Consider the following 14,769-nt stretch of genomic DNA (forward strand, 5'->3'; position numbering starts at 1 on the left):
CTCATGTACCGCCCACTGCAAGACTAACTGATAAGCGTTTAGTTTGCCTTGCCCATTGAGCCCGACGAGCTACCAGGCTGCTCTATCCCGCGTCGCCTTCTCGTCTTTTTAAGTATAGCAACATAGTCAGAAATTTGGCAACTATAAAATCGATAATTCTCCAACAACTTCTAAACGCTTGTATTTCCCGAGGTTCATAAACTTTTCCGACAAGGCTTCAGCAACGCTGGGAGTAATCCAGCCCAACTGCTTGAGTAAGTGAATGGCAACTGCATATTTTGCTCGCTTTGCTCCATCCATAACTTTAATTGCCAATCCCATGCCTTCACCCAATCTGCCAAGGCACTGTACTCCTTCGGCACCAGCTTTGCTGACGAGTTCCCCAGGGGCTAAGCGCATCAGTTCTGTATCAAATTCTCCAACTCCAGCTACCATCTCTGGGTGATGGGTCATGGCACGGACAATGCGCTCTATATCCAAACTGCTACGAGAAGCAAGCTGAGCATACAATGACGCCATTTGAGCAAGTTGCATCAAATAAGTGGGTGCGCCGCAGTCGTCATGAACGCTGATGAATTCCTCGGCTGGCATTCGCAACAATTCTGATACTTTGTTTAAGATCAGCTGTTGTACTGGGTGTTTACGCTGTAAGTAGTTATTTAAAGACCAATTGCATTGCTGACAAACGGCTAGCATCCCTGCGTGTTTGCCAGAACAATTGTATTCCAAAGGACTGCGCTTACCTTCTGGAATCGGACATTGGAGTGCTGAAGGATCTATATCAGCTCGCCAAAGTATATTAAATGCCTGTCTTACTTGCTCTGTTGTTCCTTTATGGGAACTTGTAATAATCGCTAGGTCTTTATCGCTTAGGTTGTAGCGTTCTAAAGTCCCCGTGCTGGTTACGGCAAGTGCCTGAAATGGTTTGAGCGCGGAACGGACAAATGTAGCAGTTTCGGCGTTTCCGGCAACTGAAAGCACGCGTCCCCGCTCGTCGCATACGACAGCTTGGACTATGTGCTTTGATTCTATGATGCCTTCACGCAGTAACCTGACTTCTAATGCGGCGGCTTGTGTTCGTTTTCCCATTGTCATGGGTTAAAATTTACCATAATTTTGTCCTTTGTCCTTAGTCATTTGTGAGCCAGCGCAGCCAAGTTGGTTTCCAACTGTCACGGCTGACGTAAGCGCTACGCGAACGTTGTAGGGCGTGCGGGAGCGCTTACCAGAAGGTTCTTAGTCTTGTGCAAATGACTAAGGACGATTTACACTAGATGCCAAACGATAGTACCAGCAAGGAACAACACAGCCAAGCCAGCAAATGTCATTTGCAACCGCCTAATAATTGGTTGAATGGAGTAGGAAACAATCAGGCGATCGCGTGTTAGCAGTTCTTGCGGTTTCGTCCAAGTTTGACCGTCATACCATCCTGACTCTTCGTAAAAGATGATCGGACTCATCAAGCGATCTCGGATATAAGACCAACCCAAAGATAACCGCACTAGTACCAGCATTAACCCTACACTTGCTCCTGCTGAAGTACTCAGAATAAACTGTGCAATCTGCTTGTGTGGTGGAAAGCTTGCGGCTGCTACTGGTCCTGCCATGAGCCAAGATAGCGCCCACACAAGAGCGATTTTTGCGATATACTCGCCCCAACTGAGGGTGCAGTCACGAAACAGCCAGGAGGATTTTAACTCTTCGTACTCATTGAGCGGTTGTTGCTCAGTAGGAACTGGGCAATTTGAGACCGAAGATTTAATCATGTTGGTTTACCCCCACCATCAATGGATGTTGGAAACTCGATACGTTCCGCGTGTCCCCAGAACGCTTCTAGGTTATAAAACTCCCGTTCCTTGGGCAACATCACGTGAACAATAATTTCGCCGTAGTCTTGTACCACCCAACTTGCCTCGGATTTTCCCTCTACCCTCAAGGGACGCCGTTGCCACTCTGTTTTAACTTTTTCTTCAATTGCCTCAGCGATCGCTCTTACTTGTACCCTCGAATAGCCAGTCAACACCACAAAGTAATCCGCTAGGTAAGATACATCTGCTACCCTTAGCAGTAAAATATCACCTGCTTTGCGGTCTGATGCCGCTTCGGCAATGGTTAATGCTATCTTTCCACTCACATCGTTGGGATCAACCAGTGGACTTCCTTCCGGACTGTTTGTCACTGCGACAGATTGTCTTGGGAAATTTGCTTGGAAATAATCAGACATTAAACCTCAGCTGCTCTATCTTTTTTGTAACAGTTTTTTTACAATGACTTACGAACCACAATTGAATTGCAACTGTACGAACTGGTTTTTTTGAATACTAACAAAAAAAACAGGTTTCTACGCGCTTTGTTGGACAACTGGCTGTTTATTTTTCCACCTTGCACAGAACCAGTTGCGCGTAAAGACAACCCTTGGATGAACCAAACAAGAACTCTCAAGCAAGAATTTGAGAGTGTAATCGCTTGTCTTCCATACAGCCTGATTAATATTTTGACGGCTCATTTGTCGTAAGGCTTGCAATTGGGGGCTATCGCCACGTCCTGGCTCTAAGCTGTCTGCTAAAAACACGATACAAGAAGTCAGACTCATGCCTGGTCTACCCAAAGTGTGATTGGCAATCGCTTGTAATACTTCTTCATCATTCACGCCAAATGAATCTCTTGCTACGATCGCGCTCACGTCTGCATGCAACAAATGGGGATTTGCTTCTATCACCTCGTCTATTTCCAATCCCTCTTGACGTGCCATCAGCAAGAGCTTCTGCGGCTTAAAATATTTTGCCAAATCGTGCATTAATCCTGCCATTGCGGCTTTTCCTCGATCCACGTTGTAATGTACCGCTAGATCCACAGCCATTTGCTCAACCCTGAGAATGTGGTTGACTCTAGAAGATGGAACATTCTCTGCTAACCAGGCTAAGACTTTTTCGCGCATAACGGCTGTACTCTTAAAATAGAGGCTTATGGCAGGAATACAGTTAAACTGTTGATATCAGATAGATGATCTTACTTTAACAAAGTTTTAACGAAAAAGTTTTAACGAAGTTTGACGTTGAATTCCTGACCCTTGAGCATAACCTGTTTTTTAAACAAAAATATTCACTCCCAAGTGCGCGACTTAACTACAGATACGAGCCATACAATTGTGATATAATTTTATATCTATATAAATATCTTAATTAGTAGCAGCATAACGATTTTCCCAGACTAAAATAGTAGTCTAGTTTAGTAGCCCGACCATACGCAGATTGAGCTATGAGAGATGTTGAGTAAGAAGTACTCTGTTGTGACAATCAACCTCGTTCTCAATTGTAACTTCTAGATATCTATAATCGTTTGCAGTAAGTGGTCAAGCTACTAAAACCTAGATAGGTTATGCCTCTGGAATTCTGGAATAGGTTAAACTTCCTGTTTCGACACAACTATTGGCTCAACAATTGCTGGGCGCTTAGTTGTCACTGAGTAGAACAAAGACTCATACTGAGTTAATGCTTGTTCAAAAGCATATTGATCAACTGCAAATTGACGACTGTTATAACCAAAGGTTTTCACCTTTTCTGGGTGTTTGTACAAATCCAAAATTGCCTTTGCTAGAGCATGGGGGTCTTCTGGAGGAACGACAACTCCACCACCACTTTGTTTGATAGCTCGTGCAGCTGTGCCATTACTAGGGACAGATCCTACCAATGCCCGACCACTGGCAAGTAGCACTTGGATTTTCGATGGCATATTGAAAGATATGACGTTTTTCTTTTGCACCACCAAACCAACATCAGCAGCTGCCAACATTTCTGGCAAACGTTCACGAGGTTGAAAAGGTAGTAGCAAAACATTGTCTGCACCGCATTCAGTGCAAGCCATTTGTAGTCGTTGCAAACCTTTTGCTTCCCCAACAATCGCAAAAGCAATATCTGGAATATGCCTCAACAAAGAAGCAGCTTTGACAACAGTTTCTAAGCCTTGAGTCAGGGCAATGTTACCAGAGTATAACACCACAAATTTACCATCTAGGTTATGGGCTGCTCGAAAAGCGTTATTTTCTTTCGGTAAAGGTCGAATGAAATTGATATCAACCCAGTTGGGAATCTGTACGATTTTTTTGGGTGCTACGCCCTTTGTGAGCAAGTTTTCTACAAATCCATCAGCAATAACACTAATTTTGGTAGCACTCTGGTAGGCAAATTTTTCTAACACGGCAAACATTCTGATGAGCCATTTGTTCTTCAACAGACCAACGTGTACGGCAGCTTCCGGCAGTATATCTTGAAGATTCAACACCACAGGGCAGTTGTGCAGCCATCCCAAAAGGGCAGTTGGTAAGCAAACCGGTAGGGATGGTGACGTTGAGAGAATAACATCTGGACGCCAGCCTGCAAGTGCTGGCAGAAAGCTTGTCACTACGAAGCTAGCGTCTAACAATACCCGATCTATTAGGTTGGGCTGCGGGCGAATCCAAACAAAACTACGTTGGATTTGAACCCCATTTTTGTACTCAGTCACATACGACTTACCACGATAGCCCTGGTATATTCGACGCTCAGGGTAGTTGGGCATAGCGGTTACTACGCGCACTTGGTGTCCGCGCTTAACTAGTCCCTCTGCTAATTCAGTCATCAGAGGGGCGATACCGATTGGTTCTGGGTAATAGTTGTAAGAGTAAATCAAAATACGCATAACAAATTTCGTCTTAGTCTGAAGAACCCTGGTGTTTTGTTTTATGACAACATTGGCTTGCAACATGATTTCACACATTGGTGCGCCTCTATTGCATTTTGCCTTCAGACTCTCTTGAATGTCATTAATTATTCATTGAAGATTGAGTAAAATTTGACGCGACCTTCTAAAATATGGATTGCTGTATTCATTACCGCCTGATTAGTATATAAATTTTTTCTTGGGTATATTTACGTAATTACTCAATCTATTACTTAAGAGTTATATAAAGAACGTAAATAATGATGATTTGTGTATAAAATTAATGCATCTATGTAAATATAGACAACACGACAATAAAAAACCTGGCACTTATGCCAGGAGACTAAACCTTAGTTATTTAAATTTTGCAGTGAAGGAGGTTTGCTACACTTTTACTTTTTTACACCCTTAAAAATACTTTTAAACAGCACCACTGTTTTTGTTAAACAAGATAGCTACTGTTTTAAAAATTAACTTCAAATCGTACATTAAGCTCCAGTTTTTTTGATACTGCAAATCTAGGCGAATGACGTCCTCAAACTTACGAACAGTAGACCGTCCATTCACTTGCCATTCCCCGGTCATTCCCGGTTTTACATCCAAACGTTGCCATTCTGGAACTTCATAGCGCTCAACTTCATCAGGTGTAGGTGGTCTAGTGCCTACTAAACTCATCTCTCCTTTTAAAACATTCAAAAATTGGGGCAGTTCGTCCAGACTGGTTCGACGCAAAAAGCGTCCGACTTTGGTTACTCGTGGGTCGTTGTCTATTTTGAAAAAAGCCCCTTGAGCCTGGTTCTGCTTTTCAAGCTCGGCTTTCCTAGCTTCTGCATCAATATACATTGAGCGAAATTTCCAAATCCGAAAGCGCCTACCCATCCAACCACAACGGACTTGACTAAAGAGAATTGGACCGGGACTATTGAGTTTAATAGCTGCGGCAATAGGAATAAACAAAACTCCTGTAATGACCAAACCGACTAGTGATCCAACTACGTCTATAAACCGTTTCATCCAAGAACGGATAGAAGGATGTGTAGTCGGTAGCTGTTCTTCTAGTTGGCTCTTTGGTCGTGGTGTTTCACCTTGAGACTCAATTGAAAAAACTGTATCCAGTCCTGTAAGGTTAAGTACTGACATCACCTGAGGGGTGACATTCCGCAGTATAAATTCGATATTTGTTTCCTGAGCAATTTTCAAATTACTCACCAGGGCACCTAAACCACTACTATCCATAAAAGTAGTTTGGTGAAAGTCAATGATAATCTGTTTGGTACCGGGATTTGCTTGTGTGATTCCTTGGCACGTTTGCTTAAAGGCTACAGCCTCAAGCACGCTCAACCGCGCGGATACCTGCACAATTGCCGTGTCATTTGAGAACGTCAACGGAAAATTTACCTCTTTGGGTTGGCTAGTCATGAAGCCCTGCACTTTCGTTGCCATGTCAATATAATCTGCCAAACATTATTTGGTTCTAGCAAATAGCCTTACCTAATAAGTGTTAATCACTAGGAATAAAGACTCATCACTAGTTACTTCGCTTGAGATTGGATATCGTCAGAGACGATTCACAATAGAACAAGAAGCTAACTAAGGTTTGAAGTGTCAAGGATAAAGTATGAAAGAAAGGATAAATGGGAAAAGATGAAAAATGAAGTATTTTATACTTCACTTCATCCTTTATTTTTCTGAGTTTTGCCGTAACTTCATACTTCATACTTTGTACTTCATTCTTTTTTAGTAAAAAACATTCTTGCTTTTGTGCCGACTTAGCACATACGTGTTGCTTTCATCACATGACTGTTAAGACTACTATTACACCTACCGCACGCCTGATAGAGGTCTTTTCCGCCATACAAGGCGAAGGACTGAATGTGGGAATACGTCAGATTTTTATTCGCTTTGCTCTTTGTGACTTGCGCTGTCACTTTTGCGATAGCGCACATACTTGGAATGCACCCACCACTTGTAGGATAGAGCAAACCCCTGGATTACGTGACTTTAAAATTTACTCGAATCCGGTTACACTACCCATGTTACTAGAATGGGTTGAGCGGCAAAATCTGCCTTGTCTACACGATACCATTAGCTTGACTGGCGGCGAACCACTTCTTCATACCCCGTTCTTGTTAGAATTTTTACCAAAAGTGCGATCAGTTACGGGTTTACCTATATACTTAGAGACTGGTGGACATCGTCCAGAACAACTGGATAGTATACTACCCTATATAGATTCTGTGGGAATGGATTTCAAACTGCCTAGCACGAGTGGAGAAAATCGTTGGCGAGAACACGCAGAATTTCTCCAGCTGTGTTGGAGAGCACAAGTAGAAGTTTTTATTAAGATAATTGTTTCCCAAACAACAGACCCCACGGAGTTAGAACGTTCTGCCCAATTGGTAGCATCTGTCAGCCCATCTATCCCCGTATTTCTACAACCTGTCACACCATTAGATGATCCGATTGCATTCAAGCAAATGCCTGTGGTTGCCCCTTCTCCTAGTCAAGTCTTAAATTGGCAATATCTCATGAAGCGTTTTGTCAAGCAAGTGCGTGTGATACCTCAAACCCATAAAATGCTTAACCAACTTTAACCTACGACAGCACAAATACGAACAAGTTTAGTTATTGGTTGTTAGTTTTTCTATTCATTACTAAGTACAGGATTGAAAACGTTGGTAACGAAATGAAGATAATGCCTATCGTTCGTAGTAAGCACGAGGAGTGCTAAAGCACTTACTACAAATTAAAACGCCACGAATTAATGCAAAGCTGTACTAAGTACTAACCCTTTGGGTATGCCTATGGCTGGCGCCACGCCTATCGCCTGTACCGTGCGACCTCCTTTAGGAGGCACGGTGAACGCCAGTCACCTGCGGAGGGAAACCCTCCTGTAGCAAGCAGTTCTGAGGAGGGTTTCCCTCCCGTAAGAAACTGCGATACTGGTCTCACCTCCCGCAGTCCTAGACTCATCACTAACAACTCTTCATTTTATGAAGATATCATCAAGCAAAAAGCAAATAGTATAAATTGTTTATATCAAGAACAATACATAACTGGACAGTTAACCTGTTCTTAATACGGAAATCAGATGCTGAAAAAAAGTGTTCTTTGGGTCTCATACATGATTCAAGCAAGGCATTGGCTTTCTGTATTAACTGGCACGCTTGTGATGACTGCCGTTAGTATTACAGGATACGCAACCTCAGTATACGGTATTTCCTTTACCAACACCCTCTCGATTCCAGGTGAAACGACAGATTTAGAACCTGGTAATGGTGCAAACGTCAACCGCTTTGGATTTTTCTCGGATCTCTACTATGATCGCTTCAACAATGTGTACTATGCATTGGGAGATCGCGGTCCTGGTGGTGGCAGAATATCATATGATACGCGAGTCCAGAAATTTTCTGTAGATGTTGACCCCAATACAGGGGCAATTTCTAACTTTAAAATACTAGACACGATTTTATTCACAAAAGATGGTCAAAATTTTAACGGGTTGAATCCTAGCTTACTGAATGGCAATGCGGGAAATCTTGGTTTGAGTCTCGACCCTGAGGGGTTTGCTGTTGCTCCTAATGGGAATTTCTACATTTCTGATGAGTATGGTCCGTCTATATATGAATTCAACCCGGATGGTTCATTTTTACGGGCATTTACGACCCCTGAAAATTTAATTCCCAAAGAAGCCAATGGCAACCCCAACTATCTTGATGGTCGCCCAACTATTACCAGTGGTCGCCAAGATAACCGAGGATTTGAAGGGTTGACTCTTAGTCCAGATGGCAAAAAACTGTATGCCATGTTGCAAGACCCCTTAGTTAACGAGGGTTCACCAGACGGACGGCGTAGTCGCAATTTAAGGATAGTAGAATTTAATACAAAAACTGGTAAAAGTACGGCTCAGTACATCTATCAGTTAGAAAGTTTGGCAGAAATTAATGAGCGCATTCCTGGGGAAGATGATGATTTTGCGGAAAATTCCCAAGGACGTAACATTGGTATCAGTGCTATTACTGCCCTAAATAATAAAGAATTCTTAGTTTTAGAAAGAGATAATCGCGGATTTGGGGTGGACGCACTGAATGATTTGGTGGGCGACCCAACCGAGACACCACCACCTGTTGCCAGCAAGCGCTTGTACAAAATTGACCTAAAGGGCGCAACCGATGTTAGCAAGATCAGTTTGGAAAACACCAACATACCAACAGGCGTCAACCCAGTCAGTAAATCCCTCTTTCTAGATATTGCTGCAGCTTTGAGTCGTGACAATCCAGGTGATTGGACAAGGATAGCAGAAAAGATGGAGGGTCTTGCAATTGGCCCCCGACTCAAAGATGGTTCCTATGCGCTGCTGATTGGCACTGATAATGATTTTAGTGTCACTCAAGAGGACGATTCCATCACTCAGTTTGATATTTGTACTAATGACAATAGCACCAGCACAAGCCGCGTAGCAATTGACAGTGGCTGCCCAGAGGGTCAAAAGTTGATCCCTGGGTTCCTGTACTCGTTTAAGGTCAGTTCCACTGAACTAGGCAAGTTTGTCCCATCAGAGAAACTGCCAAAACTAACGGCAACTGATGGACTAATGTTGCCAGGTTTAAGCGGTTTATGGCTGAAGTAGCGGCGTTAGTTTTAAATTGTCATTTGTCCTGTTTCTATGCGCCCTCTTCTATATTCCTAGATTTCGCTTTTGCCTTATTGGCACTGCGTTTGAGAGCAGACAGCCGTGCTTCGTATTTAGACCGCTGACGCTTGCTAGGTGTAGTGTCAATAAGGGTTTTCAAGGCGCTACCCAGACTTTTATAGGCATTGGGAAGAGTGTAACCGAAGCGAGTTGCCAAGGCGATCGCTTTATCGTCAGCATCAACTAATTCTTTTAATTGCTTTTCGCCGTTATTTTTTTGATAGAGTCGCCAGCCGGAAACTCCGCATAGAGCCATAGCTAATACCAGCAACAATCCATCCTGTACCCACAACTCACCTACAGCACCGCCTAAACCAATCGCCAGAGCTGCCATTTCCCAACCATCTTTGGGAATAGTGTCATTTTGAATGCGGGCAACTTCGTGCCAGAAGAGCAAATTGCGCTGATCCATCGCCAGTGAATCCCATTTTGCCAAGTCAATTTGAATTTCTACTTGGTCTTTGCCAATTTCTTCGCTCCGGATCAGGGGTGGATTAACCTCAGTCGTACCTTCAACCGTGACCCAGCTTTGCAATTCTGGTGGTAGTAAGCCCTTTAACCGCCGTAGTTCACTCATTTCTGCTTTGGCAGAAGAGGTTACATAGGATGTCATAATATCCAGCCCTAGAAATCTTCAGTATATTGAGGGTATCACTTTGGAGTATAGCGATTTCACTGGCGCTCCGGCTCATTCGCCAGGAAAACTTCCCCGCCTTTTGCGAGCTTGCATCGCCTTTTCTAAAAGGTCTAGCAAACCGGGAGCCTGTTCTTGAATGCTGAGTAAAAGTCTCTCCCCTAGTTCTACATTCCCTGGATCGTGACCCGTTTTCATCACCTCTGTCAGACGAGGTATCGCCACAGTATCAACAAGCTGAATTAACCCATGTAAACAACGGTTAAATTGTTTTTCTGTGAGAGTTGAGTCTTCCAAGGGAAACTCAATTATGGCACGGATCTCCCCATCGGATGGGTCATACTCCCATTGCAGCATCTTGGTTTCCCAAGAAATGGAAAGCATTGTCTGAAGAATAGCTGCTTTGTGAGGATGGTCTGTTACTCCTGCTAGAACTTGGGGTGCAAATAGCCGGAAAAATCTTCCCTCCTCATCGAGCTGGACAACAATCAGGAAATCTTCGACGTTATCACTTTCTACACCTGTGATAATACGGTCTTCTTCGTCGTCAATACGGTAGTCCCAACCAAGGTTATCTAAGTAATAAGCAATCTGGTGCACATCAACTGCCATAAAAGCCTCATAAATATGAACAAAGCGGCTGTTATCAGACCTAGTTTAACCTGCCAAGGGTATGAGCATAGAATGCTATTGCTACCTTCTTTCCTCTCATATTTTTTTCTACACGTAACATTTATTAGTCAAAAAAAATACGCTTAACAAGGATAATTGATTGCTTATCCCCTCTGCCGTTACCATAAGCAATGCGGCTTCCATATGTATAAATATGTTAAATATGTCTGACTATTCCATAACAACAGCAGCCATTATTCAACAGGCAAAATCACTTGAGGAAACGTTACCAATCAGAAACGATGCTTGTCGGTCGAAATTTTTTTTCCATCCACATCCAACTGCCAAAGTTTGCCTTTTTTTCCACGGATTCACTGCTGGTCCTTATCAATTTGAACCTATAGGAGAAACATTGTTTGACGCTGGTTACAATGTTTTGGTTCCCTTACAACCAGGTCATGGAGTGGCAGGAAATTGGAATGGAGATAATCCCCCTCCCCTACCTACCGAACGTGAAATCTATCAGGAGTTCGCGCTTTCATGGTTGAAAGTTGCACAACAGTTAGGACAGCAGGTGATAGTTGGTGGATTATCCACGGGTGGCAATTTAGCAGCAACTTTAGCCTTGGAACATCCCCAACAAATTGAGAAAGCTTTACTATTTGCTCCTTACATAAGCGGTAACAATGCAATAGTAAACTTCATTGTGGAAGTTATCCCAATTTATTATGAATGGCTGAATAAAGATAATCCCGGCAATTTTGGTTATGATGGCTTTCAGATTCCGGCACTGCGAATTTTTTTAGATATGGGTCAAGAAATGGCTGGCAGAATAGAAAATAATTTAGCAGTGCCAATGTTTATTATTTCTAGTGAAAGTGACCAAGCTATCAACCAAAGTGAATTACAAGATTTTTCTAGAGCTACAATCAAACAGCAGCCAAAATCCTGGTATTACAGATTTGATAAAATTTTTGATATTCCCCACACTATGATGACAGATGCAGAGGGAAATAAATATCAAGACCTGCTGATTACTTTGGCTAAAGCTTATATCGAAAGTGATATTACCTGGGCTGAAGTTATGAAAATTGGTTATCAAATACTGCAAGGAAAAACTTTTGATACTGCTGTGACAGAGCTAAATTTGACTGAACGAGTTTCACCAGATTTGTCAGTGATGTTGGCAGTGATGGATAAGCAAATGATTATTGATGCTCATAATAATTTTCAGGCATAAAATAAAATTTTTCAGGCATTGCATTTTAGAGGAGTTAAGCTATGTGCCAGGGATTTGTCATCCCTGGCGGATGAGCACTTAAGCGTCTTTGCGTGAGATTCCTATCCCAACTGACTCAACCAAGTATTCACATCTACGGCTAACTTTTGCCCCAGCTTTAATAACTGACGGCACTGATCGCTATCCTGACCTTTAGCAGTTGTGGCAACAAAGAGCGGCACAATTAGACTGTACAGACAGTTATAGTACAGTTCTTGAGAGCGCTCAAGGCAGACGCCAAGATTTAGCTGACTTGCGACATCAATTAATCGCTCCAAGCGTTGCAAATCTGCATCAAAAGTCCCGTTGGGATCGTGCAACAATTGCCAGAGAGAACGCAATATCAACTGCTCTAACATCTGCTTGCCTTCGGGAATATTCAGATGACAGTGTAGGTGCTTTGCTTCTGTGGCGATCGCCTCTAACTCGACTATGTGATTCCAACTTAAGAGCGGTTCAGCGATGTCTTGCTCAAGCGAGCGTAAGGTCATCATGCACCGATACCCTAAGGCTATTTCCGCTGCGACTTGCAACTCTTGCGGTGCAGGGAGTCCATCGCGATGGAATGCCATCAACACACCGTAATTATCACGGTATGCTTGGGTATAAAGTTGGTCTAAGCGTGATAGTGTTTCTTGACTCAGCAGGTGCATGAGTCGGTGGCGTTCTTCAGCAAATAGATTCTGCAAGCTGAAAGACTCTTCGCCAAACAGCTGTGTCATCACTAAGATGGTTTGAGCTGCACTAGCCTGTTGCAGCGCTCCAAACAGCTGTTCTTTCAATTGAGTGTAGGTACGTCGTCCCTGGAATGGTTGAATGCAACAGTGGAAATCCCAACCACCAAGATGCAGAACAGCAAACACCAAGTCTTCTCTTTCCCAGGTAATTTCTGAGACTAGGCTCAAATTTCCCACTGCCAGAGTCAATGACCCCATCCGTTGCAATTGGTAATCTAGCTCGTTAGCGGCGTAGCAGTAAACCCGCTTTTGGTAGGGATGAGAATGTTTGCTGGAACCATTGTGTCCATTTTGTAGAGACTTTGCATGCAAAGTCTCTACTGGTTTGTGATTGGTAAACACTGAAGTAATGGCGTATTGGGCTGCGACTTGCTTAAAGGTGACTTGAGCAGTTCGCACCAACTGGTGATAAACTTCGGCACCGTGTTTGAACAACTCAACATTACTGGGTGCTTGGATGAGGCGTTTGAGGAAGTCGAGTTCCAACTGCACACCAGCCACATCGCCTGCTAGTTCCAAAGCACGGGCGGCGTAACGCAGAATTTGCGTTCCCTCTGGACGCGAAAGTTCTTCAAAAAACCACCCACAACTGGTGAACATCAGTAAAGCATGACGCTGCATTTCCAATAGCCGTAGGGCATCTACTTGTTCAGCAGATGTGAGTTTGTGGGTTTGGTGACGAGAAAGGAACCTACTCACGTTCTCTGGGGAGCGATCGCGTATCACCTGGACGTATTCATCTCGTGCTTGCCAGGGATCGCGGAAAAAGTGTTTGCCATGTTCTTCATACACTAGAATCAGCCGATCCCGTAGCCAATCCAAGGCATCTCGCAAGGGGCGACGCCATTTTTGGTGCCATGTGCCGCCACCACCGCAACCGCAATCATCCTGCCATCTATCGACACCATGGGCGCAACTCCATGCAGTCACTGGTTTTAATTCCACTTCCCAGGTGGGAGTATTTAAGCTGAGGTAGTGGGCAAAGTTGCTCACTGTCCAACCCCAATGGGGAAACTCTTTTGTAAAAGCGTAGGCTAAAGTTTTCTCGGTTCCTCCCTTGTGATGTCCAAAGGTTTCTCCATCTGTGGCGACAGAAATTAACTGTGCAGGGCGATGATCCCCACGCACCGCCGAACCAACGCGTCCTGCCAAATGACTGGAATTGAACAGGACATCACTAAAACCCATATCCCGCGAGATGGGACCATCGTAGAAGAAGATGTCAATGTAGGGTCTGTCATTTGTCATTTGTCCTTCGTCTGATAAAGGATCAATGACGAATGACGTATCACTCTCTTTCAAAAAGCAGCGATAAGGACGTGTGGGATCAATCTGACTACCGCCGACTTCGTGCCATTCAGGGTTGGGATCGTCCTTTGTGGGCATCAGACGGCAACGCTGTGCTTGCGAAGGTGCAAGCACAATGAAGCGAATCCCTTCGTCAATTAAAGCTTGCAAAGTTGCATAGTCTACAGCAGTCTCCGCCAGCCACATTCCTTCGGGATCGCGTCCAAAGCGGGAGCGGAAGTCTTCTTTGCCCCAGCGAATTTGGGTGTATTTGTCGCGCTCGTTTGCCAGGGGCATGATGATGTGATTGTATACTTGCGCGATCGCATTGCCATGTCCGTTCAGGCGATGCGAACTCTTCGCATCTGCGTCCAAAATTCGCTGATAAACCTCCACATCGTGGCGTTCTAGCCACGACATGAGCGTAGGTCCAATATTAAAGCTCAAATACTCATAGTTATTCACGATCCCGACTACTTCGCCTCGGTCATTTAATACCCTGGCAAAGGCATTGGGACGATAGCATTCATGGTGAATTCGCTCGTTCCAATCATGGAAAGGTGCTGCACCTGGTTGGCGTTCAATCGCGTCTAGATAAGGGTTTTCTCTTGGTGGTTGATAAAAGTGCCCATGAACGGTTACGTAAACACCCGTAGCCTGTCTCAGGGGATCAAGCATTTTGGTGTTGTTGATATTTTCAAATGGCGTCAAATTTGAACCAGCACTAGCTGGCAGTTCAGCAGCAGAAGTCATGGAGTATGATTCCAAAGAAAATAAACAGTCCTTGCAGTTGCGTCCAAGATAATGCTTAAAAACCTTCCTACAGCGG

Annotated in this window: 12 protein-coding genes; 3 read left to right on the forward strand and 9 right to left on the reverse strand. The window is 43.9% G+C overall.

The window, feature by feature from the left end; all coding sequences use genetic code 11:
* Window positions 1-141: 141 nt before the first annotated feature.
* From MAS10914_RS0115825 to MAS10914_RS0115850, 6 genes are all read right to left on the reverse strand, one after another.
* Window positions 142-1,095 carry an asparaginase gene (locus MAS10914_RS0115825; RefSeq protein WP_017316922.1) on the reverse strand — a complete coding sequence of 318 codons (954 nt, stop codon included), beginning with the start codon at window positions 1,093-1,095 and terminating at the stop codon, window positions 142-144.
* Window positions 1,096-1,265: 170 nt separating this feature from the next.
* On the reverse strand, window positions 1,266-1,766 hold the full coding sequence (locus tag MAS10914_RS0115830) for a CGLD27 family protein (RefSeq protein ID WP_017316923.1): 501 nt from the start codon (window positions 1,764-1,766) through the stop codon (window positions 1,266-1,268).
* Window positions 1,763-2,224 (reverse strand): ribosome silencing factor, encoded by a 462-nt coding sequence (gene rsfS, locus MAS10914_RS0115835; RefSeq protein ID WP_017316924.1) that lies wholly within the window; start codon window positions 2,222-2,224, stop codon window positions 1,763-1,765. The genes MAS10914_RS0115830 and rsfS overlap by 4 nt, the downstream gene beginning before the upstream one ends.
* A 117-nt stretch (window positions 2,225-2,341) precedes the next feature.
* On the reverse strand, window positions 2,342-2,938 hold the full coding sequence (yqeK, locus tag MAS10914_RS0115840) for a bis(5'-nucleosyl)-tetraphosphatase (symmetrical) YqeK (protein WP_017316925.1): 597 nt from the start codon (window positions 2,936-2,938) through the stop codon (window positions 2,342-2,344).
* 464 nt (window positions 2,939-3,402) lie between these two features.
* Complete coding sequence (locus MAS10914_RS0115845) at window positions 3,403-4,677, reverse strand: glycosyltransferase family 4 protein (RefSeq protein WP_026082586.1); 1,275 nt, start codon at window positions 4,675-4,677, stop codon at window positions 3,403-3,405.
* 441 nt (window positions 4,678-5,118) lie between these two features.
* On the reverse strand, window positions 5,119-6,141 hold the full coding sequence (locus MAS10914_RS0115850; protein WP_017316927.1) for an anti-sigma factor antagonist: 1,023 nt from the start codon (window positions 6,139-6,141) through the stop codon (window positions 5,119-5,121).
* Between the two features lie 353 nt (window positions 6,142-6,494).
* On the opposite strand from MAS10914_RS0115850, the gene MAS10914_RS0115855 reads away from it, so the two are divergent.
* Complete coding sequence (locus MAS10914_RS0115855) at window positions 6,495-7,292, forward strand: 7-carboxy-7-deazaguanine synthase QueE (RefSeq protein WP_017316928.1); 798 nt, start codon at window positions 6,495-6,497, stop codon at window positions 7,290-7,292.
* A 530-nt stretch (window positions 7,293-7,822) separates the two neighbouring features.
* Window positions 7,823-9,328 (forward strand): esterase-like activity of phytase family protein, encoded by a 1,506-nt coding sequence (locus MAS10914_RS0115860; protein WP_017316929.1) that lies wholly within the window; start codon window positions 7,823-7,825, stop codon window positions 9,326-9,328.
* A 34-nt stretch (window positions 9,329-9,362) separates the two neighbouring features.
* Here MAS10914_RS0115860 and MAS10914_RS0115865 read toward each other — a convergent pair whose 3' ends face one another.
* Both MAS10914_RS0115865 and MAS10914_RS0115870 read right to left on the reverse strand, forming a co-directional pair.
* Window positions 9,363-10,004 carry a DUF3318 domain-containing protein gene (locus MAS10914_RS0115865; protein WP_017316930.1) on the reverse strand — a complete coding sequence of 214 codons (642 nt, stop codon included), beginning with the start codon at window positions 10,002-10,004 and terminating at the stop codon, window positions 9,363-9,365.
* A 75-nt stretch (window positions 10,005-10,079) separates the two neighbouring features.
* Window positions 10,080-10,637: a type III secretion system chaperone family protein gene (locus tag MAS10914_RS0115870; protein ID WP_017316931.1), complete on the reverse strand. Its 558-nt coding sequence runs from the start codon at window positions 10,635-10,637 to the stop codon at window positions 10,080-10,082.
* 223 nt (window positions 10,638-10,860) lie between these two features.
* Here MAS10914_RS0115870 and MAS10914_RS0115875 point away from each other — a divergent pair, with 223 nt between their 5' ends.
* Complete coding sequence (locus tag MAS10914_RS0115875) at window positions 10,861-11,877, forward strand: alpha/beta hydrolase (RefSeq protein ID WP_017316932.1); 1,017 nt, start codon at window positions 10,861-10,863, stop codon at window positions 11,875-11,877.
* Window positions 11,878-11,978: 101 nt separating this feature from the next.
* Here the strand turns inward: MAS10914_RS0115875 and MAS10914_RS0115880 are convergent, their stop codons facing one another.
* Window positions 11,979-14,693 carry a DUF3536 domain-containing protein gene (locus tag MAS10914_RS0115880; RefSeq protein WP_017316933.1) on the reverse strand — a complete coding sequence of 905 codons (2,715 nt, stop codon included), beginning with the start codon at window positions 14,691-14,693 and terminating at the stop codon, window positions 11,979-11,981.
* Window positions 14,694-14,769: the final 76 nt, after the last annotated feature.

The sequence above is a fragment of the Mastigocladopsis repens PCC 10914 genome, assembly GCF_000315565.1.
GTDB lineage: Bacteria > Cyanobacteriota > Cyanobacteriia > Cyanobacteriales > Nostocaceae > Mastigocladopsis > Mastigocladopsis repens.

What these genes read in the sequence shown, in the direction of transcription:
- MAS10914_RS0115825 (WP_017316922.1), bottom strand. Translation starts at nt 1,095, where the DNA reads ATGACAATGGGAAAACGAACACAAGCCGCCGCATTAGAAGTCAGGTTA.
- MAS10914_RS0115830 (WP_017316923.1), bottom strand. Translation starts at nt 1,766, where the DNA reads ATGATTAAATCTTCGGTCTCAAATTGCCCAGTTCCTACTGAGCAACAA.
- rsfS (WP_017316924.1), bottom strand. Translation starts at nt 2,224, where the DNA reads ATGTCTGATTATTTCCAAGCAAATTTCCCAAGACAATCTGTCGCAGTG.
- yqeK (WP_017316925.1), bottom strand. Translation starts at nt 2,938, where the DNA reads ATGCGCGAAAAAGTCTTAGCCTGGTTAGCAGAGAATGTTCCATCTTCT.
- MAS10914_RS0115845 (WP_026082586.1), bottom strand. Translation starts at nt 4,677, where the DNA reads ATGCGTATTTTGATTTACTCTTACAACTATTACCCAGAACCAATCGGT.
- MAS10914_RS0115850 (WP_017316927.1), bottom strand. Translation starts at nt 6,141, where the DNA reads ATGGCAACGAAAGTGCAGGGCTTCATGACTAGCCAACCCAAAGAGGTA.
- MAS10914_RS0115855 (WP_017316928.1), top strand. Translation starts at nt 6,495, where the DNA reads ATGACTGTTAAGACTACTATTACACCTACCGCACGCCTGATAGAGGTC.
- MAS10914_RS0115860 (WP_017316929.1), top strand. Translation starts at nt 7,823, where the DNA reads ATGATTCAAGCAAGGCATTGGCTTTCTGTATTAACTGGCACGCTTGTG.
- MAS10914_RS0115865 (WP_017316930.1), bottom strand. Translation starts at nt 10,004, where the DNA reads ATGACATCCTATGTAACCTCTTCTGCCAAAGCAGAAATGAGTGAACTA.
- MAS10914_RS0115870 (WP_017316931.1), bottom strand. Translation starts at nt 10,637, where the DNA reads ATGGCAGTTGATGTGCACCAGATTGCTTATTACTTAGATAACCTTGGT.
- MAS10914_RS0115875 (WP_017316932.1), top strand. Translation starts at nt 10,861, where the DNA reads ATGTCTGACTATTCCATAACAACAGCAGCCATTATTCAACAGGCAAAA.
- MAS10914_RS0115880 (WP_017316933.1), bottom strand. Translation starts at nt 14,693, where the DNA reads ATGACTTCTGCTGCTGAACTGCCAGCTAGTGCTGGTTCAAATTTGACG.